Origin of the sequence: Loktanella sp. 3ANDIMAR09, from assembly GCF_001420005.1 — a bacterium.
In the GTDB taxonomy this organism is placed as follows: Bacteria; Pseudomonadota; Alphaproteobacteria; order Rhodobacterales; family Rhodobacteraceae; genus Loktanella.
On the sequence record NZ_LJAK01000002.1, the window covers coordinates 383,712 to 410,079 of the forward strand.

The 26,368-nt window shown below is 61.9% G+C and carries 26 protein-coding genes; 17 read left to right on the forward strand and 9 right to left on the reverse strand.

All coding sequences use genetic code 11. The features are described 5' to 3' along the window. Positions 1-3: 3 nt before the first annotated feature. The 5 genes from ccmA to AN189_RS04790 are packed head-to-tail and all read left to right on the forward strand — an operon-like array spanning position 4 to position 2,707. On the forward strand, positions 4-618 hold the full coding sequence (gene ccmA / locus AN189_RS04770) for a heme ABC exporter ATP-binding protein CcmA (protein WP_056031803.1): 615 nt from the start codon (positions 4-6) through the stop codon (positions 616-618). Beyond that, a complete protein-coding gene (gene ccmB, locus AN189_RS04775; protein ID WP_056031806.1) occupies positions 615-1,271 on the forward strand; it encodes a heme exporter protein CcmB in 657 nt (218 codons plus the stop codon). The genes ccmA and ccmB overlap by 4 nt, the downstream gene beginning before the upstream one ends. A 42-nt stretch (positions 1,272-1,313) precedes the next feature. After that, positions 1,314-2,045, forward strand: coding sequence for a heme ABC transporter permease (locus AN189_RS04780; protein WP_056031810.1), 732 nt, complete (start codon positions 1,314-1,316; stop codon positions 2,043-2,045). Then, positions 2,038-2,178, forward strand: a complete 141-nt coding sequence (gene ccmD / locus AN189_RS04785; protein WP_056031813.1) for a heme exporter protein CcmD — start codon at positions 2,038-2,040, stop codon at positions 2,176-2,178. The genes AN189_RS04780 and ccmD overlap by 8 nt, the downstream gene beginning before the upstream one ends. Continuing rightward, on the forward strand, positions 2,171-2,707 hold the full coding sequence (locus AN189_RS04790; protein WP_056031816.1) for a DsbE family thiol:disulfide interchange protein: 537 nt from the start codon (positions 2,171-2,173) through the stop codon (positions 2,705-2,707). The genes ccmD and AN189_RS04790 overlap by 8 nt, the downstream gene beginning before the upstream one ends. A gap of 152 nt (positions 2,708-2,859) precedes the next feature. Here the strand turns inward: AN189_RS04790 and acnA are convergent, their stop codons facing one another. Beyond that, on the reverse strand, positions 2,860-5,637 hold the full coding sequence (acnA, locus tag AN189_RS04795) for an aconitate hydratase AcnA (protein WP_056031819.1): 2,778 nt from the start codon (positions 5,635-5,637) through the stop codon (positions 2,860-2,862). A gap of 225 nt (positions 5,638-5,862) precedes the next feature. On the opposite strand from acnA, the gene AN189_RS04800 reads away from it, so the two are divergent. Further along, the gene (locus AN189_RS04800; RefSeq protein WP_056031822.1) at positions 5,863-6,558 is read left to right on the forward strand and encodes a thioredoxin family protein; all 696 of its coding nucleotides are present in this window, start codon (positions 5,863-5,865) and stop codon (positions 6,556-6,558) included. Here the strand turns inward: AN189_RS04800 and AN189_RS04805 are convergent. The 4 genes from AN189_RS04805 to purB all read right to left on the reverse strand — a co-directional run bounded on the left by AN189_RS04805 (position 6,555) and on the right by purB (position 10,119). Then, the gene (locus AN189_RS04805; protein WP_253279551.1) at positions 6,555-7,409 is read right to left on the reverse strand and encodes a lysophospholipid acyltransferase family protein; all 855 of its coding nucleotides are present in this window, start codon (positions 7,407-7,409) and stop codon (positions 6,555-6,557) included. The genes AN189_RS04800 and AN189_RS04805 overlap by 4 nt on opposite strands. Positions 7,410-7,475: 66 nt before the next feature. Next, a complete protein-coding gene (locus AN189_RS04810) occupies positions 7,476-8,525 on the reverse strand; it encodes a FliG C-terminal domain-containing protein (protein WP_056031827.1) in 1,050 nt (349 codons plus the stop codon). A gap of 66 nt (positions 8,526-8,591) precedes the next feature. Further along, on the reverse strand, positions 8,592-8,744 hold the full coding sequence (locus tag AN189_RS19095) for a hypothetical protein (RefSeq protein WP_157057378.1): 153 nt from the start codon (positions 8,742-8,744) through the stop codon (positions 8,592-8,594). A 73-nt stretch (positions 8,745-8,817) separates the two neighbouring features. Further along, complete coding sequence (gene purB, locus AN189_RS04815; RefSeq protein WP_056032163.1) at positions 8,818-10,119, reverse strand: adenylosuccinate lyase; 1,302 nt, start codon at positions 10,117-10,119, stop codon at positions 8,818-8,820. 75 nt (positions 10,120-10,194) lie between these two features. On the opposite strand from purB, the gene AN189_RS04820 reads away from it, so the two are divergent. Further along, positions 10,195-10,614, forward strand: a complete 420-nt coding sequence (locus tag AN189_RS04820; RefSeq protein ID WP_056031830.1) for a DUF6314 family protein — start codon at positions 10,195-10,197, stop codon at positions 10,612-10,614. Positions 10,615-10,681: 67 nt separating this feature from the next. Then, a complete protein-coding gene (locus AN189_RS04825; RefSeq protein ID WP_056031831.1) occupies positions 10,682-11,281 on the forward strand; it encodes a biotin transporter BioY in 600 nt (199 codons plus the stop codon). 13 nt (positions 11,282-11,294) lie between these two features. On the opposite strand, the gene AN189_RS04830 is transcribed toward AN189_RS04825, so the two are convergent. The 3 genes from AN189_RS04830 to AN189_RS04840 all read right to left on the reverse strand — a co-directional run bounded on the left by AN189_RS04830 (position 11,295) and on the right by AN189_RS04840 (position 15,054). Next, positions 11,295-12,116 (reverse strand): GGDEF domain-containing protein, encoded by an 822-nt coding sequence (locus AN189_RS04830; RefSeq protein ID WP_056031834.1) that lies wholly within the window; start codon positions 12,114-12,116, stop codon positions 11,295-11,297. 50 nt (positions 12,117-12,166) lie between these two features. After that, positions 12,167-14,638, reverse strand: coding sequence for a penicillin acylase family protein (locus AN189_RS04835; RefSeq protein ID WP_056031836.1), 2,472 nt, complete (start codon positions 14,636-14,638; stop codon positions 12,167-12,169). A gap of 68 nt (positions 14,639-14,706) precedes the next feature. Beyond that, positions 14,707-15,054 (reverse strand): DUF4345 family protein, encoded by a 348-nt coding sequence (locus AN189_RS04840; protein WP_056031839.1) that lies wholly within the window; start codon positions 15,052-15,054, stop codon positions 14,707-14,709. Positions 15,055-15,207: 153 nt separating this feature from the next. Here AN189_RS04840 and AN189_RS04845 point away from each other — a divergent pair, with 153 nt between their 5' ends. Beyond that, on the forward strand, positions 15,208-15,723 hold the full coding sequence (locus AN189_RS04845) for an NUDIX hydrolase (protein WP_056032166.1): 516 nt from the start codon (positions 15,208-15,210) through the stop codon (positions 15,721-15,723). Here the strand turns inward: AN189_RS04845 and AN189_RS04850 are convergent. Beyond that, entirely contained in the window at positions 15,720-16,763 is a 1,044-nt protein-coding gene (locus AN189_RS04850) for an extracellular solute-binding protein (RefSeq protein ID WP_056031841.1), read from the reverse strand. The two genes, AN189_RS04845 and AN189_RS04850, sit on opposite strands and share 4 nt — an antisense overlap. A 145-nt stretch (positions 16,764-16,908) precedes the next feature. On the opposite strand from AN189_RS04850, the gene AN189_RS04855 reads away from it, so the two are divergent. From AN189_RS04855 to AN189_RS04890, 8 genes are all read left to right on the forward strand, one after another. After that, the gene (locus tag AN189_RS04855) at positions 16,909-17,646 is read left to right on the forward strand and encodes a DUF2182 domain-containing protein (protein ID WP_056032170.1); all 738 of its coding nucleotides are present in this window, start codon (positions 16,909-16,911) and stop codon (positions 17,644-17,646) included. Positions 17,647-17,657: 11 nt separating this feature from the next. Next, entirely contained in the window at positions 17,658-18,353 is a 696-nt protein-coding gene (locus AN189_RS04860; protein WP_056031842.1) for a DUF1326 domain-containing protein, read from the forward strand. After that, positions 18,350-18,853: a DinB family protein gene (locus AN189_RS04865; RefSeq protein WP_056031845.1), complete on the forward strand. Its 504-nt coding sequence runs from the start codon at positions 18,350-18,352 to the stop codon at positions 18,851-18,853. Before AN189_RS04860 ends, AN189_RS04865 begins: the two co-directional genes overlap by 4 nt. A gap of 215 nt (positions 18,854-19,068) precedes the next feature. Continuing rightward, complete coding sequence (acuI, locus tag AN189_RS04870) at positions 19,069-20,052, forward strand: acryloyl-CoA reductase (protein ID WP_056031848.1); 984 nt, start codon at positions 19,069-19,071, stop codon at positions 20,050-20,052. An 86-nt stretch (positions 20,053-20,138) separates the two neighbouring features. Continuing rightward, positions 20,139-21,794 carry a BCCT family transporter gene (locus AN189_RS04875; protein WP_056031851.1) on the forward strand — a complete coding sequence of 552 codons (1,656 nt, stop codon included), beginning with the start codon at positions 20,139-20,141 and terminating at the stop codon, positions 21,792-21,794. Positions 21,795-21,867: 73 nt separating this feature from the next. Continuing rightward, the gene (locus AN189_RS04880; protein WP_056031853.1) at positions 21,868-23,505 is read left to right on the forward strand and encodes a BCCT family transporter; all 1,638 of its coding nucleotides are present in this window, start codon (positions 21,868-21,870) and stop codon (positions 23,503-23,505) included. 77 nt (positions 23,506-23,582) lie between these two features. Further along, positions 23,583-25,010: a deoxyribodipyrimidine photo-lyase gene (locus AN189_RS04885; protein WP_056031856.1), complete on the forward strand. Its 1,428-nt coding sequence runs from the start codon at positions 23,583-23,585 to the stop codon at positions 25,008-25,010. Between the two features lie 124 nt (positions 25,011-25,134). Further along, positions 25,135-26,340: a cyclopropane-fatty-acyl-phospholipid synthase family protein gene (locus AN189_RS04890; RefSeq protein ID WP_056031860.1), complete on the forward strand. Its 1,206-nt coding sequence runs from the start codon at positions 25,135-25,137 to the stop codon at positions 26,338-26,340. Positions 26,341-26,368: the final 28 nt, after the last annotated feature.

A 26,368-nucleotide genomic window follows, 5' to 3' on the forward strand; every position in this document is an offset into this window, starting at 1 on the left:
GCCGTGTTGCAGGTCACCGACCTGCGCTGCGCCCGTGGGGGCGTGCCCGTTCTGGAACGGGTGTCGTTCGCGCTGAACCCGGGAGAGGCCCTGATCCTGCGCGGCCCAAACGGTGTCGGCAAGACGACGCTGCTGCGCACGATGGCCGGATTGCAACCGCCCTTGTCCGGGTCGGTGGACTACCCCGAGGGTAGCGGTGCCTATGCCAGTCATGCCGACGGGATCAAATCCGCGCTGACGGTGACGGAAAACCTGACGTTCTGGGCGCAGATTCACGACCGCAGCGTGCCAGAGACGGCCTATGCGGCATTCGACCTGCATGACCTGCGTGACCGGCTGGCGGGCACGTTGTCAGCGGGACAGAAACGCAGGCTGGGTCTGGCCCGTCTTGCCGTGATCGGCCGGTCCGTGCTGTTTTTGGATGAACCGACGGTCAGTCTGGATAATTTTTCGGTCCGGATGTTCGCCGACTGGATGCGTGACGCACATCTGGGGCAGGGCGGTTGTGCGGTGATCGCCACCCATATCGACCTCGGACTCGACGTGCCTGCGCTTGATCTGACGCCTTATATCGCGGCGGCGGATGCTGACGGCGGCGCGGACGCGGCGTTCCTGTGATTGCGCTGTTGCTGCGTGACCTGCGGCTGTCGGTCCGCGCAGGCGGCGGATTCGGCCTTGGACTCGCGTTTTTTCTGATCGTGGTCGTTCTGGTGCCGTTCGGCGTCGGGCCTGACCGGGTCATTCTGACCCCCATCGCGCCCGGAATCCTGTGGGTCGCGGCATTGCTGGCGGCTCTTTTGTCGCTGGACCGGATCTTTGCGCTGGATTTCGAGGATGGTTCGCTGCCATTGCTGGCCACGGCACCGATCCCGCTGGAAGGCGTGGCCCTGTCCAAGGCGGTGTCACACTGGATCACCACCGGGTTGCCGTTGACATGCGTCGCACCCCTGCTGGGGTTTTTCCTGAACATGGCGCCCGGTGCCTATGTCTGGTTGCTGGCGTCGCTGGCGCTTGGCGCGCCGGCCCTGTCGATGATTGGCACATTCGGCGCTGCACTGACGGTCGGTTTGCGGCGCGGTGGTCTGTTGTTGTCGTTGCTGGTCTTGCCGCTGTATATCCCCACGCTGATGTTCGGGGCCGAGGCGGTGCGGCGCGGTGCGGATGGCAGCGGGGTCACGGCCCCCCTGATGTTGGTGGGGGTCATCACGCTGGGCTGTTTTGCGCTGCTACCCTTTGCCACGGCAGCCGCCTTGCGGATCAATCTGCGGTGAATTGGGATTGAGCGGGCCACGTCCCGAGGATAGGTAATCAACATGTCGATGTGGGAATATGCAAATCCGAAACGGTTCATGGAATGGACGGCGCCCGTCGTGCCCTGGGCCTTTGGTCTGTCCGGGGTTCTGGTCGTAGGTGGGTTGTTCTGGGGCTTTTTCCTGACGCCCGAAGCGGACAAGTTCGGATCGACCGTCAAGATCATCTATCTGCATGTTCCGGCAGCGCTCATGGCGATCAATGCCTGGTTCATGATGCTGGTTGCCAGTGTCATCTGGGTCATCCGCAGGCATCATGTCAGCGCGCTTGCTGCGCGGGCGGCCGCACCTGTGGGGATGGTCATGACGGTGATCGCGCTGGTGACAGGGGCGATCTGGGGCATGCCGACCTGGGGCACCTATTGGGTCTGGGATCCGCGGCTGACCAGTTTCATGATCCTGTTCCTGTTCTACCTTGGCTATATGGCCCTGTGGGAGGCCATCGACGATCCCGACACGGCGGCTGATCTGACCGCGGTGCTTTGCATCGTGGGGTCGATCTTTGCGATCCTGTCGCGCTATGCGGTCCGGTTCTGGAACCAGGGATTGCATCAGGGCACATCCGTGCCGGTGGTGACGGGGGGACGCACCATTGCCGATGTCTATTTCATTCCACTGGTGATCTGCATGTTCGGTTTCGGCATCCTGTTCATCGCACTCGTCCTGCTGCGCACCCGGACAGAAATCCGCGCCCGCCGCATGCGCGCACTGACCGCGAGGGCTGCACGTGCCTGAACTGGGGGATTACACGGTCTACGTGATATCGTCCTATGTGGCGACAATCGTTCTGCTGGTCGCCATCATCGGGCTGAGCTGGCGGCGGTCCCGGCGGATCAAACGTGCGCTGGAGGACATCGAACGTGGCTAAGGTATCGCCACTGCTGATCGTGCCGCCGCTGGTGTTTGCCGGTCTTGCCGCGCTGTTTTACGGCGGGTTGATGCGGGACAATGCCGGTGAGATTCCATCGACCTTTATCGGCCAGTCGGCCCCGGCCTTGCCCGACGAGGCGGTGTCCGGCACGACGCTGCTGACGGCGGCAGATCTGGCCTCGGGCGAGGTCACGATCGTGAATTTCTGGGCGAGCTGGTGCCCGCCTTGCCGGGCTGAACACCCGACCTTGCAGGCCTTGTCCGATGCGGGCTACCGCGTGGCGGGTGTGAATTTCCGAGATCAGGCCGACGATGCCGCGCGCTATCTGGCGGATGAAGGCGATCCGTTTTTCGCGACCGGGTTTGACCCGCGTGGACGGCGGGCCATCGATTGGGGCGTGACCGCCCCGCCCGAGACATTCATCGTGGGGCCAGATGGGACCGTGTTGCACCGTTTCATCGGACCGCTGATCGGATCAGATTACGAACAGCGGTTCGTTCCGATGTTGGAGTCTGCGCTGCAATAGCGGTGCAGATCTCCTGGCGATCTGCATGCCTCCGGCGGGGATATTTTAAACCAGAAGAAGTGGGACGGTCGTGATCTGCGCGATGTCCTGCGCCATGAAAAAGGCCCCGTCGGTGTGTTCCGACGGGGCCCTTGTTTTCAGTGGGGTGCGGGTCAGGCCGCCTTGGCCAGGTTGCGCAGGACGTAGTGCAGCACGCCACCGTGTTCGACGTATTCGATCTCGATCGCGGTATCGATGCGGCACTTGATCTGGATGTCCTTGGTCGTGCCGTCGGCATAGGTGATCTGCGCTGTGCACATCTGCTGCGGTTTGACCTCGGACAGGCCGTCGATGGTGACCGTTTCCGCGCCTGTCAGGTTCAGGGTCGTGCGGTTGTCGCCGCCGGTGAATTCGAACGGCACCACACCGAAGCCCACGAGGTTGGAGCGGTGGATCCGTTCGAAGTTCTCGGCGATCACGGCCTTGACGCCCAACAGGGCCGTGCCCTTGGCCGCCCAGTCACGGCTGGATCCGGCACCGTATTGTTCGCCTGCAATCACCACCAGCGGGTTGCCGGCCTCTTGGTAGGCCATGGCGGCATCGAAGATCGACGTCTGCTGCCCGTTGGGGCCCTTGGTATACCCACCCTCGACGCCGTCCAGCATCTCGTTCTTGATGCGGATGTTTGCAAAGGTGCCGCGCATCATCACCTCGTGGTTGCCGCGACGCGAGCCGTAGGAGTTGAATTCGCGCACGGGTACCTGGCGTTCTGTCAGGTACTGACCGGCGGGGCTGCTTTCCTTGAAGGAACCGGCGGGGCTGATGTGGTCGGTGGTGACCATGTCACCCAGCAGTGCGAGGATTTTCGCATCCTTGACGCTGGCAATGCTGCCCGGGTCCTTGGCCATGCCCCGGAAATAGGGCGGGTTCTGGACGTAGGTGGACTGCGGTGGCCAGTTGTAGGTTTCGGAATCGACCACCTCGACCGCCTGCCATTTTTCGTCGCCTTTGAACACATCGGCATATTTCGACATGAAGGCCTCACGCGTGACGGTACGTTCGACCAGGTCGGCGATTTCCTTTTGGGTGGGCCAGATGTCCTTGAGGTAGACATCGTTGCCATCCTTGTCCTTGCCCAGGCTGTCCTTGGTGATGTCGACGTTCATGTCGCCCACCAGCGCATAGGCCACGACCAGCGGCGGTGATGCCAGGTAGTTGGCGCGCACGTCCGGGCTGATCCGGCCTTCGAAGTTGCGGTTGCCGGACAGGACGGACACGCCGATCACGTCGTAGTCGTTGATCGCCTTGCTGATTTCGGGTTCCAGCGGACCGGAGTTGCCGATGCAGGTGGTGCACCCATAGCCGACCAGGTGGAAATCCAGCGCATCCAGATCCTCTTGCAGGCCGGCGGCCTCGAGGTATTCGGACACGACCTGCGATCCGGGCGCGAGGGAGGTTTTCACCCAGGGTTTGCGGGTCAGCCCGAGCGCGCGCGCCTTGCGAGCGACCAGACCGGCCCCGATCATGACGTAAGGGTTCGAGGTATTGGTGCAGGATGTGATCGAGGCGATCACGATGCTGCCGTCATGGATCTGGTAGTTTTCACCGTTGGGGTTGTTGACGTAGCCACGGGCGTGATGGCCCTCGTCACCGGGGATCTGGGCGGGTTCGGGCTGGCCGCCTTCGCCTTCCCAACGGATTTCGGATTTCACCGAGGCGTCCTTGCCTGCGCGGATTCCCTTGACGTATTCGCCAAAGGCCGTTGCGGCGACATCCAGGTTGATGTGGTCCTGCGGGCGTTTCGGACCCGAGATGGCGGGCACGACGGTGCTCATGTCCAGTTCCAGCGTGTCGGTGTAGACGGGTTCGTAATCTGCACCGCGCCAGAATCCGTTTTCCTTGGCGTAGGCTTCGACCAGTGCGATGCGGTCCTCGTCACGGCCAGTCAGGCGCAGGTATTTCAGGGTTTCGTCGTCGATCGGGAAATAACCGCAGGTGGCACCGTATTCGGGGGCCATGTTGCCGATCGTGGCGCGGTCGGCCAAGGGCAGGTTGTCGAGGCCGGGGCCGTAGAATTCGACAAACTTGCTGACAACGCCCTTGGCGCGCAGCATTTCAACGACCTTGAGCACCAGATCGGTTGCGGTCGTGCCTTCGGTCATTTCGCCGGTCAGCTTGAAGCCGACGACCTCGGGGATCAGCATGGAGACAGGCTGGCCCAGCATCGCGGCCTCTGCCTCGATCCCGCCGACACCCCAGCCCAGAACAGCCAGGCCGTTGACCATGGTGGTGTGGCTGTCGGTGCCGACCAGCGTGTCGGGATAGGCCACGGTGACGCCGTTCTGGTCGGTGTCCGTCCAGACGGTCTGCGCCAGGTATTCCAGGTTCACCTGGTGGCAGATGCCCGTGCCGGGCGGCACCACGCGGAAGTTGTTGAACGCCTTCTGGCCCCATTTCAGGAACTGGTAGCGTTCCATGTTCCGCTCGTATTCGCGGTCCACGTTCATCTGGAATGCACGCGGGTTGCCGAATTCGTCGATCATGACAGAGTGGTCGATCACCAGATCGACCGGGTTCAGCGGGTTGATCTGCTGCGCGTCGCCGCCCAGTGCCACGATCCCGTCGCGCATGGCGGCAAGGTCGACCACGGCAGGCACGCCGGTGAAATCCTGCATCAGCACGCGGGCAGGGCGGTAGGCGATTTCGATCGGGTTCCTGCCGCCGTTTTCAGCCCAGGTTGCAAACGCCTTGATGTCGTCGGTGGTGACGGTCTTGCCGTCCTCGAACCGCAGCATGTTTTCCAAAACGACCTTCAGCGCGGCGGGCAGGCGCGAAAAGTCGCCCAGGCCCGCGGCCGTCGCCGCGTCGATGGAATAATAGTCGACCGACTGGTCGCCAACGGTCAGGGTCTTGCGGGTTTTTGCGGTATCGGTGCCGACGGTGACGGTCATGATGTCCCTTTCAGTGTGGGCGTTGATGCAGTTCTCTCGCCTCGTTTTGCCGTAGCTGACGCAAGGGATCAAGGCCTAGAACGCATTTTTGTATACATCTGCATACAAAGTTGATGTGGCCATTGTGGTGCAGTCACGCAGATGTCTGCTTTTGTCGCGATTGCTTGATTGGTCATTTCAGAACGCAGGCTGTACCCCGTGCACCATCATGACAGGAGTTCATTGATGCGTCATCTCATTGCAGCGGTCTCTTGCGCGATTGCGCTGGGTGGCCCGGTCCTTGCCCAACAATCCGGCACTGTGGTCGAACTTTACACCTCGCAAGGGTGTTCCAGCTGCCCGCCTGCGGATCGTTTGCTGGCCCAGATGGCGGACCGGGACGATGTGATCGCGATTGCGCTGCATGTGGACTATTGGGATTATATCGGCTGGACCGACGATCTGGCCCGCCCGGAATACACCCAGCGGCAGCGCGGCTATGCCCAGCGTTGGAACGCCAAGAATGTCTATACCCCCCAGATGGTGATTGCAGGTGCGGTCGGTGTGGTTGGCAGTGATCCGGGTGCGGTGATGAATGCGATGGCCATACATCGCAACACTGCCAGCCCGATCGCACTTGAGGTTGTGCGCCGCAACGACGGTTTGCAGATATCCGCGCGTGCCATTGGGGACGTTCCGGCGCAGGCGCTGGTGCAGGTCGTCAGTCTGACCGATTCCGTGACGCGCAATATCGAACGCGGTGAAAATGCAGGTAAAACAATTGATTATCGCAACGTCGTGACAGGCTGGCAGAACGCCGGCACATGGACGACAGCACAACCCGCCCGCCTGTCGGTGCCGTTGGATCATGCGGGGCCTGTGGTTGTGATCGTGCAGGACGGGACATCCGGTCCGATCCTGGGGGCTGTCAAACTGCCCTAACGGGCCGGTTTCCAGCGGCGATGGATCCAGAACCATTGCGCAGGGTGCCGCGCGATGCGTTCTTCCAATGCGGCGGTGGCGGTCTGCATCATCTCCAGCGGATCACCGTGCGGGATGGGGGCATCCACCTCGACCGCGAAGGACAGGCCATCGCGTTGCCGGATGCCGAAGTAGGGGATCAAGAGCGCGTCGAACCGCAGCGCCATTTCCGCAGCTGATAATGACGTAAACGCATCCTGTCCCAAAAACGGGATGGCTGTCCCTTCGGTGACGTGGACATCGAACAACAGCGTTCCCATGCCACCTGATCGGATGTGGCGCGCGAAACCCATCGTGCCGCGACTGCCCTGCGCAAAGACAGGACCGCCCCAGCTGGTCATGGTTTCGCGGTAATGCGCATCGACATAGCCATTCGACATGGGGCGATACAGCCCGCCGATGGTCAGGCCCGATTGTGTCAAGACATGGCGCGGTGCCTCGAAATTTCCGAAATGACCGGTCACGAATATCACCGGGCGGCCTGTGTCGCGCGCCTCTTGCAGCGCATGCAGTCCGTCACCGGTCGGTGTCGTGTCACGCAGGCGGGCGCCAAATTCCTGATAAGAGTAGTTTTCGATCAATGTGCGCCCGAAATTGTCGCACACCAGATCGGCAATCTTTTGTCTGTCCTGCGGTGTCAAATCGGGCCGCACCCGCGCCAGATTGGCAATCGCCCGTTTCCGGTAGCCTGCCAACGGTCCGAATGCGCGCGCCACGAGCCGCCCCATCAGCGCGACACGCCGGGGGTAGGACAGCCGCATCAACCCGGACAGAATGGCTCGAAGTGCCGTATCCTGAAGTTTCTCGGACATGCTGCCGGTGATTTGATCGCTCTGCATACGTCAGCGTTAGCGACACCGCCGCCGTTTGAAAAGGGGTCAGGGTGCCTCGGTCTGGATGAGGGTGATCCGTCCGGTGTCCGCCTGCGCGCGGACCGCTGCACTGACGATGCTCATGGCGGATTCACCGGCCTCGGCGGATACCTCTCCCAGATCTTCCATGGTGTCGCGGATCTGGCTTGCCATGCGCTGCGACAGACTATCGAGGATGTAGCTGGCGGTTGCAGCGGCATCGCCGCCGGTTGTCGTTGCATGGGCCATTGCCGTGGCAAGATCGTCCGGGGCGATATCGCGCAGGCACATCGGCAAGTCCACGGGTCTGACGCGTGCTGGAATATCCTCGAACGTGAAAATGGATTTGCGCACATCGGCGGCAAATCCCTGATCATCGGCGTCCAGCCCGGTCAGCAGGGTGTCGCGCATGGATGGCTTGGCTGCGTTCAGGATCGCGCCGACCCGTTTGCCCGGTGGGGCGGTGAATGCGGTGTCAAGCGTGGTGCTGTAGTTTGCGATCAACGCGGCCCCGATCCGTGCGACGGACTGCGGCGCGATTGTTTCGGTCTGTTTGATCCCCACGGCGAGGCGGCGCGCCAGATCGCCCGGCAGTTTCCCCAGCAGTTCTGCCGCGCGCGGAACGGGCAGTTTCGACATCAGGATCGCACCGATGTGGGTGTTTTCTGCCGTCAGGATGCGCTGGATCGTCTCGTTGTCGAGGTTGATCAGCCGGTCCCAGGGGTCGGCATTGGCAGATCCCGTGACCCGACCGCGCAGACGCGTCGCGATATCGGGCGACAGATGGTCTGACAGCGCATCCAGCGCTGCCGCAACCCCGCCCGGTGCGCTCAGTCCGATGGCATCCAGCAAATCCGCGAATTCCGCAGCGACGGCGTTGACCGTATCGCGGTCGACCAGACGAATGGAGGCAAGTTCGGCGGTCAGGTCCTCTTGCAGGCGGTCGGGCAGGTCCGCCAAGGACAATTTGCTGCCATCGCTGATCAGGAGTTGCACGATGATCGCAGCCTTGCGCCGTCGGGACAGCGGCAGGATGGGATCGGTCGCGGATTGGGGCAGGTCAGGTTCATGGCGCATGCCATGTTGATAGCCCTGCGTTCATGAACGGACCCTGAACGCAGGGGGTCCGTTCACAGATTTTGTTCAGCTGCTGGCGACGGGCACGCAGGTGCCGGTCTCGTGGTCCATCATCGCACCTTCGGGGCAGGACATGGCCGTCTCGCTGCTGCTGCACCCTGCGGCAAAGGCCGTCGCAGGGGACAAAAGAAACAGCGCAAGGATCGTTCGTGCAATCATCGTACTTCTCCCTTGTTGAGGTAGTCAGACGATAGCACGCGATTTACCCTGCGTCACCTGCGACAGATCGGAGCTATCCGAACACCCGGGCAAAGATCGTATCGACGTGTTTGGTATGATAGCCAAGGTCGAATTTCTCGCGGATCTCATCCTCGGACAACACGGCCGTCACTTCGGGGTCGGCCAGCAGTTCGGTCTGGAAATCCTTGCCTTCTTCCCACACCTTCATGGCGTTGCGCTGGACCAGACGATAGGCGTCTTCGCGGCTGGTGCCGGCCTGCGTGAGGGCCAGCAACACCCGCTGCGACATCACAAGGCCGCGGAACTTGTTCATGTTGTCCAGCATGTTCTGCGGATAGATGACCAGTTTCTCGATCAGACCGGCCAGACGGTGCAGGGCGAAATCCAGCGTGACGGTCGTGTCGGGACCGATGGCGCGTTCGACCGACGAATGGCTGATGTCGCGCTCGTGCCACAGGGTCACGTTTTCCAGCGCGGGGACCACCGACATGCGCACCAGACGCGCCAGACCGGTCAGGTTTTCGGTCAGGACCGGGTTGCGCTTGTGCGGCATGGCAGAGCTGCCTTTTTGTCCCTTGGAAAAGAACTCTTCGGCCTCCAGCACCTCGGTGCGCTGCATGTGACGCACCTCGGTGGCGATGTTTTCGATGCTGGATGCGATGACGCCCAGCGTGGCAAAGAACATGGCATGCCGGTCGCGGGGGATGACCTGCGTGCTGATCGGTTCGGGGGTCAGACCCATCTGCGCGCAGACGTGTTCCTCGACCGCGGGGTCGATATTGGCGAAAGTGCCGACAGCACCCGAAATCGCGCCCGTGGCGATTTCTTCGCGGGCGGCGACCAAACGACGCCGGCCACGGTCCATTTCGGCATAGAACCGGGCAAAGGTCAGGCCCATGGTCGTGGGTTCGGCGTGGATGCCGTGGCTGCGCCCGATGCGCACCGTGTCCTTGTGTTCCATCGCGCGGGTTTTCAGCGCGGCCAGAACGCGGTCCATGCCGTCCAGCAGAACATCGGCGGCGCGGGTCAGCTGCACGTTCAACGTCGTGTCCAGCACGTCCGATGAAGTCATGCCCTGATGAACGAAACGCGCGTCCTCGGACCCGATGTGTTCGGCCAGATGCGTGAGAAACGCGATGACGTCATGTTTGGTGACGGCCTCGATTTCGTCGATGCGGGCCACGTCAAACGTCACATCCTTGGCTTTCCACACCGCGTCGGCATTCGCCTGCGGGATCACGCCCAGCTTGGCCATGGCGTCGCAGGCATGCGCCTCGATTTCGTACCAGATGCGGTATTTCGTGGCGGGCTCCCAGATGGCGACCATGTCGGGGCGGGAATAACGTGGGATCATTGGGCGGGCCTTTCGGGTTGGCAGCAGGATCGCGCGCGTCATACTGCCGTCAGGCAGGAATGGAAAGGCACCGGCATGACCCTGGGGCAACAGGATTTCGCGGGCACATGGCAGATCGCCCGGCAGATCGACGACAGGCACGCGGGCCAGCGCGACACATTCGCAGGCCATGCCGTGCTGACACCGGACGGCGCGGATGGTCTGCGCTATCATGAAACCGGGGTGCTTCGACTGGGGGATGGTCAGGGTTTTCGGGCCGAGAGGGTCTATTTGTGGACCTTTGGTGCTGACGGGATCGCGGTGCGGTTCAGTGACGGGCGCGAGTTTCACACCTTTGCGCCCGATGGCATGGCGGCAGGCACAGACCACCCCTGCGGGGCCGATTATTACCGCGTCACCTATGATTTCACCCGCTGGCCCGCATGGCAGAGCGTCTGGAACGTCACGGGCCCGGCCAAGAATTATACGATGACCAGTGCATATCGCCGGGGTTGAGCCCTTGCGCCCCCGCAAACGCTGCGTCAAACATGGATGACCATTTGTTCGAACAGGAGTGACGCGCATGGCGCTGACATTGACAGATAAAGTGCTGGGTGAATCCTTTGGCGCGACCGAAGGCACGGCCCTGCGGGTTAAGCAGGTGGCGCTGGTCATCGCAGGCATCGCGTTCCTTGCGATTGCCGCCAAGATCAAGGTGCCGATGTGGCCGGTTCCGATCACGATGGGAACCTTTGCCGTGCTGACCCTCGGGGCGGCCTATGGTCCGCGTCTGGGTCTGGTCACGATCATGGGTTACATGATCCTGGGTGCGCTGGGGTTGGACGTTTTTGCAGGCACCGGTGCGGATGCATCCGGCCTGACCTACATGCTGGGCGGCACAGGCGGCTATCTGGTGGGCTATGTTCTGGCGACCGTGATGCTGGGTTTTGCCGCGCGCGCGGGCTATGACCGCAGCGTCAAGGGCATGGTTGCCGCGTTGATTGCAGGCAATGTGGCGATCTACGTTCCGGGTCTGCTGTGGCTTGGCGTGCTGTATGGTTGGGATCAGCCGATCCTTGCCTGGGGTCTGACACCGTTCCTGGTGGGCGACCTGGTCAAGCTGGTGCTGGCGGCGCTGTTGGTGCCCAGCCTGTGGAAACTGGTTGCAAACGCTCGCGGCTGACCGGCAACCGCAATCAATTCATGGGGGCGCTGCGTGATCGCAGCGCCCCTTTTTCATGGAAAATGGCCGTTTGCCCTGCTGCCGGGGCCTGTTGCTTGCCATAGACCAGACATGCGCCGCCTTTATTCTTGGCCGCATAAAGCGCCCAGTCAGCCTCTGCCATGATGCGAATGACGGTCTGATCTGGCGTCAATCGGGCAGCACCAGCCGACATCCGCAGCACGAGGTCCTGTCCCCCCTCGGAAATGCTGAACCGAACCCCCGCGCAGATCACGCTTTCGATGTGGTCGAGTTGCCGATGCGGGTTTTCCGCCAGAACCAGAATGCCGAATTCATCCCCGCCAAGTCGTGCAACGCAGATTTGCGGGCCCTGCAACCGATGGAGTCGCGCGGCAATCGCCAAGAGTGCGCGATCACCCGTCGCATGGCCCAGCGTGTCATTGATCGACTTGAAACAATCGCCATCCAGAATAGCAAGGTAGCCCGGCATCCTTGCGTCGATCGCGGCGGTGGTGGCTGCGATAAAGGCCCGCCGGTTCGGCAGGCTGGTCAATGTGTCCGTATCCGCCAAAGCACGCAGTCTCGCGCGGCTTTTCTCTGCAATGTGGAAGCTGACGACGACCATCGCCACAAAGGGGAATGCCGAAATGGCCGTCAGCATCAGACGCGGCCAGAACGGGTAGGCGATCTGTCCGATCAGAAACCATTCTGCGCTGACTGAAAACAGGTGAATGAAGACGGTCATCAGCGTGACCTTCAACATCAGGTCGATGCGCCCCTTTGGCATCATCCAGCGGGCAACGGAAATCATGAATGACAGCAGCTTTTGCAACATGCAAAAGCGTTAGGGCGCAGACGTTATCAATAGATTAACGCGCGCCGGAATCACTCATCATTCTGCTGTGGGACCAGCGTCATCACGCCCAATGCAGCCGCCCGCGCAAGCGCAGGGTCCAGCGACATCGGGATGTATTCGCCACGGCGCCACAGTTCCCCCAGGTTGTCATAGTAGCGCGACAGGAAATGCCCGGACTGGCCCGTGGCCGTCACGAAAACAGAGCTGTCGGGGTCGGCAAAGTCGTAGACGCCCCGATAGCCTGCGGCATGGACGTTGCGAAACGGATTCGCGCCTTCGCCCGCCGTGCGGCCGCGCATCAACGTGTTGTCCCCGCCGGACGTCGATTGGCGGATGTTCACGAACCATTGCAGGACGGGAACGCTGCCCAGCGTGGGATGGTCGTGGGTCGCCTGATGCACATCGCCCCAGCGCAGGGTTTCCAGGTTCGTGCCAAAGGAATCGTCGATCCACTGCAATGCGTCATCCAGGGCCAACCGCGCCATGTCCGTGCAGGTTTCGACCGGGGCAGACTGGATCACGTCACACCACGCCGATGCGCCGTCCACGTCGCGGAACACCCGTTCGACAAAGACCGGATCAACATGGGTGAATTCGGTCGCCAATGGCCCGAGGTCGTCCTGGATAAGGCGTGTTTGAAGCGCCCGCAACCAGGCGGCATAGATCAGCGGCTCTGGCAGGTGCTCGTTCATCTCTCCGTTCCAGTTGGCCAGCAGCGTCAGGGCGATCTGGCGGCGACGCTCGGGCGTGCCGTCCGCGGCCGCCTCTCCGGTGAACCACAGGTCGGCACCGATCAGTGGCAGCAGGGCGCGGGCCGTGAAACTGACGGTGTCCAGCTGCGCCTCGATGAAACTGTCGCGCGTGTGGACCTGCCGGCTTTGCATCAGGCGGCGCCAGCGGTTGATGCGCTGTGTGTCGCCCCAGCGATAGCTCACATGGTTGGGAAACGGCCGGTCCACCGTCTTGTTATTGGTATTTCCCAGAATGCCGCCTTCGGGGGCCACGAATTCGGGGTTGTCGGCATAGGGCATGCGGCCCTGCCAGCGGTTTTCCGGCAAATAGCCATAGGCTGGCAGGCGGCCCCGGCTGACGTGCATGGGATCGCGGCGCGGGATCAGGCCGATGGTTTTCATGGCGACATCGGTGCGGTCGGCCAGCGTCAGGTTCTGCGCGGGTGCAAGGTAGTCCTGGGCGGCGTCAATCGCGCCCTCGACCGTGCGGGCGCGCATCATGGCCATCGCGGCACTGACCGAGGTGTCGCGATCCGACAGGGCCGTCCATGACAGGGCCGCCACATGGCCGGGCGGTGTCACGCTGCCCACGTCGAACACATCTCCGGGCAGGACGGGTCCGTTTTCGGTCCAGCGCAAACGCAGTGTGATCGCGGGGGCACCCTTGATCCGGATGATGCTGTCGCGCGACCGGAAATCTGCCCAGCCATCCGGCGTGCGATACTGGTTGGCATTGTCGGGATTGATCTGCTCGAGGTGGATATCCTGATCGTCGACATAGGCTGTTGTCACGCCCCAGCCGATATCTGCGCTGCGGCCGGACAGGACCACGGGCAGGCCGGGGATCGTGGCCCCGATCACGTCGCCCGTTTCCAGTTGCAGCCGCGTCAGATACCAGATCGTCGGCGCGGTCAGTCCCAGGTGCGGGTCGTTCGCCAGAAGCGTCGATCCCGCGGCGGACCGGGTCAGACCGGCGGCCCAGGCGTTGGATGCGCCCGACAGCTCGTGTGATTTCAACGGCGACAGAGGGTCATCGTAGACCCGGGCGGGGGATGTCGGTTGGGGCAGGTCACCCACCATCGCGCTATATTCCGGAAGTGCGGCAACGCCGGACGATGGATCATCGGGCAGGATATCGGCCAGACGTGCGTTCGGCAGCATCAGCGAGGTTCGCGCGCGCAGGACCTCGTAATCGGCCTGACCGGAAAGTTGCAGCGCCATCAGTTTCAGCACGGCGATGCTGTCGGCAGGCTGCCAGGGTGCGATGGCATGATTGAACACCCACATTTCGGGCGCGCCGCGTCCGCGCGCGCCGCTGTTGATCTCGGCCAGCCAGGCATTGACCCCGGCGGCATAGGCATTCAGCGCCGCCATCGTCTGTGCGTCCTGCGCCTGCACCGAACTGACAGCAAGGTTGTATAGGTCGAGCCTGCGCAGCAGGTTGTCGATGCTGACCGTCCGTTGACCAAAGAGTTCGGACAGACGCCCCTGCGCCGTGCGGCGCAGCATGGTCATTTGCCACAACCGGTCCTGTGCATGGACATATCCCAGCGCATAAAAGGTGTCGGCATCGGTCTGGCCAAAGATATGCGGCACGGCGGCGTTGTCGCGCACGATCTCGACCGGGGCCGAGACACCAGCGACGGCGAAATTGCCTTCGTAGTCGGGCAGCGACCGCGATGCAAAATACCAGATCAGTGTCACCGCCGCGATGGACAGGACGAACAGACCCGTTGCGATCCGCAGTAGCCACCGAAACATGAACGCCATGTGCAAACCCCCAGTATGCGCCGATGGCCGTCTGTCTATCGACTAGGCAGGACCTGCGCCAGCGGGGTTCACAGGTTGATGACGATCGCCGTGACGCCAACCGCGGCTTCGACGGCGAAAAAGATCCATTTCAGGCGGCTGGGACCGTCCAGCACGATCGAGGTCAGACGCCCCACGGCACCGCCGCCCCAGGCAAATCCGATTGCCGCATAGGCACCGGGCAGGCCGGTCAAGAGCGCCCCCATACCCAGACCCACGAATAGTGCGCCGGATGCGGCGCGCACCTCTGACAGGCCCATGGTGCTGTTGTTCTTGGTCGCGGTATCCAGCACATCCATGGTGTAGCGTGGTGCCAGCCATCCGATCACACCGAAACCGATTGAAAGCAGAGCGAGCAGAATGTTGATGATGTCCATTGCGATGTGCCTTTGAAATTGCGTTGCGGTTCAACCTAGTGCGGTGGGTGGCCCCGCCCACCCACCCCTTTTCGGGGGTTTCACCCCCGGACCCCCGAGGATATTTTTGACCAGAAGAATGGTGCAAGGCGCGCGGCAGACAGAGGAATGCAGATGCAAGATACCACACCCCTTCGCTGGCGACCCGCCCCCGGAATCCGGTTCAAGGTGCTAGGCTTGCATTGGCGCGGCGCAGCCGTGCTGGCGGCCGAGGTGCCGGATGATGATGGGCGAATCAAGGGCATGCGGCCGCTGGGCGGGTCGGTCAATTTTGGCGAGACGGCGCAGGCGGCTGTCATCCGGGAATTCAGGGAAGAACTTGGTATCGACATCCGGACCGTCGGCGCGGCTGATTATGTCGAGAATCTGTTCGTGCATCATGGTGCGCCAGGTCACGAAGTCATTGCGGTCTTTGAGGTGGTTTTTCCGGAAGGGGCATATGAAAGTGTGGACCGGATCGCATTTCACGAAGATAGCGGCACCCTGTGTCACGCCAGTTGGGTCGATCCCGACACCCTTGATCTGCCGGGGCGTCCGGCGCTGTATCCGGATGGGTTGCGCGGCATCATTGACCGCAGGCGGCAGGCGGGCGGTCCGTTAAAGGGCCGCCCGCCGGTCACCGGATCCTAGAAGCCGGCCTTGATCAGTTCGAACGTCTCTGCCTGACGTTCGCGCATTTCGTTGCTCATGGGCAGCTGCGCGAGAACCGGCACGGCGATCGGTTCCAGACCGGAGGCTGCCAGGTCCTCCTCGCTGACCTGCTCGTTCAGGGCGACCTTGTTCGACGATCCAAAGCCCGCGTCCAGCAGCGGCACGACGGACGAGGCGGCCAGCATGGCGTTGACGTAGTCATAGGCCTTGTCTTCGGAACCTTCGCCGTCGGACAGGTTCACGTAGCCGCACAGCCATAGCGACGACCCTTCTGCGGCCTCACGCTGAAAGGCGATGGGGCGGCCTTCTTCGACCATGGTGGGGTAGGTTTCGTTCCAGGCCCAGCTGACCAGGATTTCGCCGGACGACATCAGCTGTGCCAGTTCGGCGGGGTCCGTCCAATAGGTCCGCAGGTTCGGGTGCACGGCGCGCAGCCAGTCGGATGCAGCCTGGAACTGTTCGTCGGTCGCATTCTGCCAGTTGTCCACGCCGGTCGCCAGGTAGGCCAGCGCATAGGCATCGTCCACGTTGTCGGGCAGCGTCATGCGACCCGCGTAGGCGGGGTTCTGAAACACCTGCAGCGAGGCGACATCCTCGGCCGGGACTTCTTCGGGGTTGTAGGCAATGGCGGTGGAGCCGAAATCTGTCGGCACAAAGAACACGCCGGCGGCATCCGCCACGTTTTCGCCTGTCAGGTTGCTGTCCAGATCGTCCCATGCGTCGATGCGGCTGGTGTCCCATTCATCCAGGATACCGCTTTCGGCCCAGCGTGTGACCGAACCTGCGCAGATATGCGCCACATCGGCCTGGAACCCGGAACGGATTTTCTGGAACGCCTCGTCCTCGTCCCCGAAAAAGCTGAAGGCGGGGCTGTCGCCATGTGCTTCGATATAGGCCTGGTGAAATTCGGGGTTTTCGAACCCGGGATAGTCAAAGACGAGCAGATCGCTGTCCTGCGCACCTGCGGCGCTCGCGATTGCTGCAGCGGCAGCTGTGCCAAGTAGACGTGCAAAGGTCATGGTGCATCCCCTGTGTGAACCTGTTGTCGCAAGAAACGCTAGAACCTCGTGCGGGTCGCGACAAGAGCGGATCGCACGGCTTGATCCCAAGATTGCGGGCTGGCACAAAACCGGTCTGACCAAATCGGAGATCGCGATGGAACGGATGGCCCGGCACGGGGTACGAACGGCACTGTGGCTGGGGTTTTTCATGGCGATCCTGCTGTCCTGGGCCTGGCTCTACATGATGTCGTTGATGGCGGGACTGGATGTCTGGGGGCGGGTGACCGGGCCCAACATGATGCCGCTGACGACCTTTGGAATGTTGTTTCCCATGTGGGCCGTGATGATGGCGGCGATGATGTTGCCCACGATGGTGCCGACCCTGACGACATACGAGGCATTGATGCGGTCGGCCGATGGCAGCCGTGCGGGCTGGGTGGGTGTCCTGTTGGGGTACCTGATCGTCTGGGTTGGATTCGCGGCGGTGATTTCCGTCGCACAACTGGTCCTGCTGGCCATTGGCGGTGTCGACGTGCTGGGTGCCGTTACGTCACGCTGGCTGTCGGCGGGCCTGTTGATCGTCGTCGGGGCGTTTCAGTTCACCCGCGCCAAGGAGGTCTGCCACGGGGTCTGCCATGCGCCGATGCACTATTTCCTTGGGTCATGGCGGCCCGGTTTCGGTGGCGGATTGCGCATGGGGCTGGGGCTGGGGGCCTTTTGCGTGGGGTGTTGCTGGGGGTTCATGGCGCTGGGTTTCGTGGGCGGCGTGATGTCTTTGTTGTGGATGGGGCTTGCCACGGTGTTCATGGTGTTTGAGAAATTACCACAGATCGGGCATCGTCTGATCAAACCTGCGGGATGGGCGCTGATTGCCGGTGGCCTGTTCGTTGCATTGCGCTGAGAGGATTGCCGATGGCCACGACGACCGATCGCCTGCCGATTTCGCAACGGATCGACAGCCGGATGCCCAATCCGCGGCGGCGCAAGATGCAGCCGACCGATTGGGCCATCAAGGGTGAGCTGTTTCTGAACTGTTCCTGCACGGTTTTCTGTCCCTGCGTGGTCTCATTGGGGGCGCATCCCCCGACCGAGGGGCATTGCCATGCGTGGATGGCCATCGCCATCGACGAAGGCCATTTCGAGGGTGAGGATCTGTCGGGCCTGAACGTCGGCCTGCTGGTCGACATCCCCGGCCGCATGGCCGAAGGCAACTGGAAGGTCGCGGCCTATGTCGACGACCGGTCCAGCCAAAAGGCCTATAACGGGTTGCTCAAGATCTTTTCGGGGCAGGCGGGGGGCACCACGGGGCTGTTCACGATGCTGGTGTCCGAGATCATCGGCGCCGAGCGTGAAAAGGTCGAAATCGTCCGCGACGGAAACAGGCGCGGTATTTATATCGGGCGCAAGATCCAGGGCGAAATCGAGATGCTGGCCGGCAAGGACAAGGACCACCCCGTCATGGTGTCCAACAGCAAATACTGGATGGGCCCGGACATCATTGCGGCCACCGGTCTGAAGTCCAAGGTGCGCGACTACGGGCGCGTCTGGGATTTCGGCGGCAAATCGGCAGAGGTCTGTCCGATCGACTGGAAAGGTCCCAAGCCTTGATCGACCGCGCCTACTGCCGGATGATGGCCCGCTATAATGCGTGGCAGAACAAGGCATTGTGGGATGTCTTTCAGAAGATGAGCGACGCTGATCTGGCAGCAAGGACCGCATCGCCCCACGGTTCGGTCCTGGGTGCGGTGAACCACCTTTTGTGGCTGGACCGGATGTGGCTGTCGCGGCTTTATGCGATCAAGCCGCCGGCACAGGACCTGTCCGAGAGCACGACATTGACCCCGGACATTCGCGCCTGGTGGCTGGACCGGTTTCGCACCGATGGTGCATTGCGGATGTGGGCCGATACGCTCAATTCCGTGGATCTGCTTGAACAAATCGCGTTCTGGTCGATTTCGCTGGAGCAGGACATCATCCTGCAAAAGGACGCCTGCGTGATGCATATGTTCAACCAGCAGACCGATCAGCGGGCGGTGATCCGCACGCATCTTGCGGCGATGGGTCATGCGTTGCCCAGCGTCAACCTGTTCGAGACGCCGCCCGCGTGACCCGTGTCACCGCCTGCCGCGCGAGGGATCAACCGACTTGCCTGCGCGCGAGCATGGCTGTGCGACGTGATGTGGCACGCGACGATCCGGAGGTTGCACGGAATGCGGCGTCGGCGCCTCCGGCGGGAGTATTTGGGGCAAGATGATACGACGGGCGCAGGCACATGGGGATTCGTGTGCTGTGGCGAAAAACTTTTACAAGCGAGGAGACAGCGATGTTCAATGCATTGATCGTGGACAAGGGCGAGGACGGCAAGACGACGGCCCAGGTGAAACAGATCGGGCTGGATGATCTGCCCGCAGGCGAGGTCACGGTCGCGGTCGAATATTCCACCGTCAACTACAAGGACGGTCTGTGCATCGGTCCGGGCGGTGGTCTGGTGCGCACCTATCCGCATGTGCCCGGCATCGATTTTGCGGGCACCGTCGAGGCGTCATCGGATGACCGCTATGCGGTCGGTGACAAGGTGGTCCTAACCGGTTGGCGCGTGGGTGAGGCGCATTGGGGTGGTTACGCGCAAAAGGCGCGGGTCAAGGCGGATTGGTTGGTGCCGCTGCCCGAGGGGCTGGATGCGCGCCGGGCGATGGCCGTGGGGACGGCCGGTTTCACGGCGATGCTGGCGGTCATGGCGCTGGAGGATCATGGCATCAAGGATGGACCAGTGCTGGTCACCGGGGCCTCTGGCGGCGTGGGATCGGTGGCCACCGCGATCCTGTCCAATCTGGGCTATCCCGTCGCTGCCGTCACCGGCCGGCCCGAGAGCGCGGATTATCTGCGCGAGCTGGGCGCGACCGAGATCGTGGCACGCGCTGATCTGAATGAGACCGTCAAGCGCCCGCTGGAAGGCGAGCGCTGGGGCGGCTGTGTCGATGCGGTCGGCGGCGATATGCTGGCGCGTCTGCTGGGCCAGATGCAATATGGTGCATCGGTTGCGGCAGTGGGGCTGGCCGGGGGTGCTGGTCTGCCCGCGACGGTCATCCCGTTCCTGCTACGCGGCGTGAACCTCCTGGGGATCGATTCCGTCATGCAGCCGTTTGAAAACCGTCAGCGGGCCTGGCGCCGGATCGCCACCGATCTGCCGATGGACAAGCTTGACGCGATGATCCAGCCTGCGACCTTGTCCGACCTGCCAAAGCTGGGCGCGGATATCCTGAAAGGTCAGGTGCGCGGGCGCGTTGTCGTCGACGTCAATCGCTGACGCGCAATTTTATTTCGCGCCGTCGGGTGTCATATCCGGCGGCGTGGGCTAGGTAGAGTGTCCTGTTCATAGCCGGAGACTCTCTGATGCCGCTCAAGCCACCCCTCACCGATCTTGATATTCAAACTGCCGACGACGGATTTTACGAGGGTTTCAACACCATCGTTTCCGTTGGATCCAAGGTCCTGATCGGCGTGCTGATCGTCTGGGCTGCCGTCTGGTCGATCCAGGCGGGGGAAATCCTGAGCAACATCCGTTCGACCATCGATGCGAATACCGGCCCCTGGTACATGTATGCGGTCGCGTTCTTTATCGTGACGGCACTGGGGCTTGCGCTTTATCCGACCACGGGTCGGTTGATGTTGGGGCAACCGGGCGATACGCCCGAATTCAGCAGTTTTTCCTGGTTTTCGATGATGTTCGGCGCGGGCATCGGGATCGGCATGCTGACCTATGCCACCGCAGAGCCGATCTACCATTTCGGCATCAATCCCGACACGATCACCGGGGCCACGACGGCCAGCGCGGCTGACAACGTGATTTCGGCCTACAAATGGTCGTTCCTGCATTGGGGATTTTCCGCATGGGGATGCTACGCGATCGTGGGTCTGGCACTGGCGTTTTTCAGCTATTCGCGGGGTCTGCCGTTGACGATCCGTTCTGGCCTGACGCCGCTGTTTGGTCGCGCACTGGAAGGACCGCTGGGCCACGTCATTGATATTGTCTCTGTCATCGCGACGATCCTGGGGGTCGCCGTAACCATCGGCTACGGCGTATCGCAGTTCGCATCCGGCGTGTTCAATATCACGGGCGCGGCCTGGCTGATGAACGCCGAAGGCACGCCGACTGTCGCCGGCATGCTGACGGCGCTGGTCGTGGTGATGTTCTGTTCCGTCCTGAGTGCGCTGTCCGGCGTCGGCAAGGGGATCAAGTGGCTGTCGAACCTGAACATGGGGCTTTCGTTTTTCATCCTCGCGTTTTTTCTGGTGTTCGGGTCCACGTTGTTCGCGTTCCGGTCGCTCTTTGTGGGGCTGTGGGATTATCTGATCAATCTGCCAGCCATGTCGCTGACGCTCTTTCGTCCTGATGGCACCGATGCGGACAACATGCAGAACGCCCTGGCCGGTTGGCAGGGGAGCTGGACCATCTTTTACTGGGCCTGGTGGATTGCCTTTGCGCCGTTCGTGGGGCTGTTCCTGGCGCGTATCAGTCGGGGACGCACGGTCCGCGAGTATGTGCTGGGGGCCATGATCGTGCCGTCACTGATGTGTTTCGTCTGGTTTGCCTTTGCGGGCGGCACGGCGATCGACCTGACGCTGAACGGCGGTGCAGGCGACCAGATCACAGGTGCCGGCATTTCCAGCCAGCTGTTCGCGATGATCAATTTCATGCTGTCGCCGCTGCTGGCCAAACTGATGAGTGCTGTGATCGTCGTGTTGTTGCTGACCTACCTCGTGACCTCTGCCGACAGCGCGATCCTGATCATCAACACGATCGCAGCCGCAGGTGACGAATCGCCAAAGGGCCGGCTGCATATCATCGCCTGGGGCTGCATCCTGGGCTTTGTGATCGGTGCCTTGCTGGTGGCTGGCGGGCTGGACGCGATCAACACCGCGATGATCATCGGCGCATTGCCGTTTTCGGTCGTCATGGTGCTGATGTGCCTGTCTTTGATCAAGGCGCTGTACCGCGACGGGCGCCGTGCCAAGGCCGCCGAAACGGTCGCCAATCCCGCCGAATAGGTGGGGTTGGTTTCATCTTGGGCAATTTTCCGCTAGTCGTTGCACGAGATTAACTGAACGGTAAGGAGACAAGATGACAGAAGTAACGCCAGAGGGCATTCCCGCCCCGGAAGGCGCTGTTGAGCAGATCCAGACCGATTACGAGATCGGTCAAGACAACTTTGAAGGCAATCTTGGCCGGATTGCCTTTGACATCCACAACCCGGTCTTTGCGATTTCGGGTGCCGCGGTCGTGGCATTCGTTTTCTATACCCTGGCGCTGCCCGAGCAGGCCGGCGCGGTATTCAGCTGGCTGTTTTCGACCGTCACCCAGAAATTCGACTGGTTCTTTTTGACGGCCGCAAACATCTTTGTGCTGTTTTGCCTATTCCTGATTGTCTCGCCGCTGGGCCGGGTCCGGCTGGGTGGCGCGGATGCGACCGCTGACTACAGCTATCTGGGCTGGTTCGCGATGCTGTTCGCAGCCGGGATGGGCATTGGCCTGATGTTCTACGGCGTGTCCGAACCGCTGACACATTTTTCCACCGCCCTGGGCGGCACAAGCGTAGAAGAGGGCGCGCGCACCGATTGGGCCCCGTTGGGGGCCGCTGCGGGCGATACCGAAGCGGCGATCCGGCTGGGCATGGCTGCGACCATTTTCCACTGGGGTCTGCACCCTTGGGGCATTTACGCCATCGTCGGCCTTTCGCTGGCGCTGTTCAGCTACAACAAGGGCCTGCCGCTGACGATCCGTTCGGCGTTTTATCCCATCTTTGGCGAACGCGTCTGGGGCTGGACAGGTCACGTGATCGACATCATCGCCGTGTTTGCGACATTGTTCGGTCTGGCGACATCGCTGGGGTTCGGTGCGACGCAGGCAAACGCCGGTCTGAACGCGTTGTTCGGCGTCCCCGTGGGAGCTACGACCGAGGTGCTGCTGATTACCGCGATCACCGCGGTTGCATTGGTGTCCGTTACGCGCGGCCTTGATGGTGGCGTGAAAATCCTGTCCGAAATCAACATGGGGCTGGCGGCACTGCTGCTGGTGTTCGTGCTATTGGTCGGCCCGACGGTCGCAATCCTTTCGACATTCGGATCGTCGTTGCTGGCCTATCTGGAATTCCTGCCCGCGCTGTCGAACCCGGTCGGCCGTGAGGACGCGAACTTTGTCCAGGGCTGGACGGCGTTCTACTGGGCGTGGTGGATCAGCTGGTCGCCCTTTGTGGGCATGTTCATCGCCCGTGTCAGCCGCGGCCGCACAGTGCGTGAGTTTGTGACATGCGTATTGCTGATCCCGTCGCTGGTTTGCGTGCTGTGGATGTCGGTCTTTGGTGGCGTGGCCATCCAGCAGGTCGTGCAGGACGGTTACACCGCCGCCCAGGACGCGGAACTGCCGGTGCAGCTGTTCGAGATGCTGGCAGCATTGCCGCTGGCGCAGATCACCAGTTTCATCGGGATCGTGCTGGTCATCGTGTTCTTTGTGACCTCGTCGGATTCGGGATCGCTGGTGATCGACACGATCACGGCAGGCGGCAAGATCGACGCCCCGGTGCCGCAGCGCGTGTTCTGGTGCGTATTCGAGGGTGCCGTGGCAATTGTCCTGTTGTTGTCCGCAGGCGGTCTGGGGTCGCTGCAATCCATGGTGATTTCGACCGGTTTGCCGTTCACGATCGTGCTGCTGATCATGTGCTACGCGATTTTCAAGGGTTTGCGCAGCGAACCAAAGGCGTGATGCCACTGCGGATGCCCGGTTGCGGGCATCCGCACTTTCCCGCTTGAACGCGGCGACGGGGCGCTAGATAGCAGCGCATGTCTGAAAATTCTCCTATCCTGCTTTGGTTTCGTCGCGACCTGCGATTGTCCGATCATCCCGCTCTGGACGCGGCCTGTGCAACGGGCCGTCCCGTCATTCCCGTTTTCATCAACGACGATGTGGTGGAAAACACCGGGGCTGCCGCGAAAATGCGCTGGGGCATGTCGATTGCCGCGCAGGCCGCTGCGCTGCACGACAAGGGCAGTCGCCTGATCCTGCGCCGTGGTGATGCGCTGGCCGTCTTGCGCGAACTGATCAAGGAAACGGGCGCCGGGTCGGTCTGGTGGTCGCGGCTCTATGATCCCGCATGCAAGGATCGGGATACGGCGGTCAAATCCGCGCTGACCGACGACGGGATCGACGCACATAGCCACGCTGGCCATCTGCTGTTCGAACCCTGGACGGTCAAGACCGGCAGCGGCGGTTTCTACAAGGTTTATACGCCGATGTGGAAAAATGTCCGCGACCGGCAATTGCCGGACAGCCTTGCGGCACCCTCGGCGATCCCTGCGCCGGACCAGTGGCCGGACAGCGATGATCTGGATGATTGGCAGATGTCTGCTGCCATGCAGCGCGGCGCCGATATCCTGCGGCCCTGGTGCACCGTGGGCGAGGAGGCGGCCATCCAGCGGCTGGCGACCTTTGTGCAGCACCGCGTCGCGGATTATCAGAAAAACCGCGACATTCCGGGCATGAAACACGGCACTTCTGGCCTGTCGGAAAACCTGACCTACGGCGAAATCAGCCCGCTGACCTGCTGGCACGCAGGCTGGCGCGCGATGGACCGGGCAGGGACCGGGGCCGAGACATTCCTCAAGGAACTGGTCTGGCGCGAATTTGCCTATCACCTGATCTATCACACGCCGCGCATCGTCGATCGCAACTGGCGCGAGGAATGGGACGGGTTCGACTGGAACACCGACGAACGTCTGGCCGAGGTCAAGGCCTGGAAACAGGGGCGCACGGGCATCCGGTTTGTCGATGCCGCGATGCGCGAGATGTATGTGACCGGCACGATGCACAACCGCGGCAGGATGATCGTTGCCAGCTACCTGACCAAGCACCTGCAATGTGACTGGCGGATCGGGCAGCGTTGGTTTGCAGATTGCCTGATCGACTGGGACCCGGCCAGCAACGCGATGGGCTGGCAATGGTCGGCCGGGTCGGGGCCTGATGCCACGCCGTATTTCCGCGTGTTCAACCCGGTCACGCAGCTGGATAAATTCGACGGCGACCGCGATTACGTGCGCGCCTGGCTGGCCGAAGGCTACGCCGATCCATCGGATACGGCGCTGTCTTACTTTGATGCGATCCCGCAGCGCTGGGGCATGTCGCCGGACGACAGCTATCCGGACCCGATCGTGGCAGCGGATGACGGGCGCAAGGCGGCGCTGGACGCTTATGAGCGGTTCAAGAATGGCTGATGGCTTGTGACATTGTGACCAAGGCCGCAACTATTCGGTCTGCCGTCTCGTGACTTTGGCATCATAATCACTAATGTCCGCAAAAGCCTGAAACGGCAGGACAAACCACGGGGACACATCGCGCATGATCTTGACGACCACCGAAGGGCAAAACGACCTTCCGCGTTATTTTTCGTCTGTTTTCAACATGCTGAAACTGAAACGCGGGCGGCTGGACGTGATCCTGCCCGACGGACGGCATTTCCGTGCCGAGGGTGCTGACCCCGGTCATGTGGCCGAGGTGACGGTCCACAACGCGGATCTGTTTGCCCGCACGATCCGCGAGGGCGATCTGGGTCTGTGTGATGCCTATCTTGACGGCTGGTGGAGCACGCCCGATTTGCAGGCTTTCATGGACCTTGTGCACGACGACGCCGAGGAAATGTACGACGGTTTTCCGGGCCAGTTCATCGTCCGCAGCTTTGAACGGCTGCGGTTCTGGTTGCAGCGCAATTCCAAGAAGCAGGCGCGCAAGAACATCGAATACCACTACGATCTGGGCAATGATTTCTACAGCCTCTGGCTGGACGAAACCATGACCTATTCCAGCGCGAAATTCGTGACGGGCCAAGAAAGCCTGGAGGCCGCGCAGACGCTCAAATATGCATCCATGGTTGACGAGATGGGCGCACAGCCCGGTGATCATGTGCTGGAAATCGGCTGTGGGTGGGGCGGGTTTGCCGAATACGCCGCCAGCCAGCGCGGCCTGCGGGTCACCTGCCTGACGATCAGCACGGAGCAGTTCAAGTACGCCGTGGATCGCATTGAAAAGGCAGGTCTTTCTGACAAGGTCGCGATCAAGTTGCAGGATTACCGCGACGAGACAGGCACCTATGACGGCATCGCCAGCATCGAAATGTTCGAGGCAGTGGGCGAGCAGTATTGGCCTGTCTATTTTGAGACGGTCAAAAACAGGCTCAAGCCCGGCAAGAACGCGACACTTCAGATCATCACCGTGGCGGACCGCCGCTGGAAGATCTACAAGCGAGGCCCTGATTTCATTCAGAAATACATCTTTCCGGGTGGCATGCTGCCCAGCCCGAGCATTCTGCGCGATACGGTGACGCGCGCGGGTATGAACGTGGTGAAATCGGTCGAATTCGGCCACAGCTATGACGTGACATTGCGGCGCTGGCACGAGACGTTCAACGCGAAATGGGATCAGGTTGCGGCCCTGGGCTTTGATGATCGATTCCGGCGCATGTGGAACTTTTATCTGACCTCTTGTGCATCGACATTTGCCAGTGAAAACTGCGACGTGACACAAATCACGATCGCACGGCCTGCCTGACGGTCTGCGCAAGCCGGGGAATGACCGC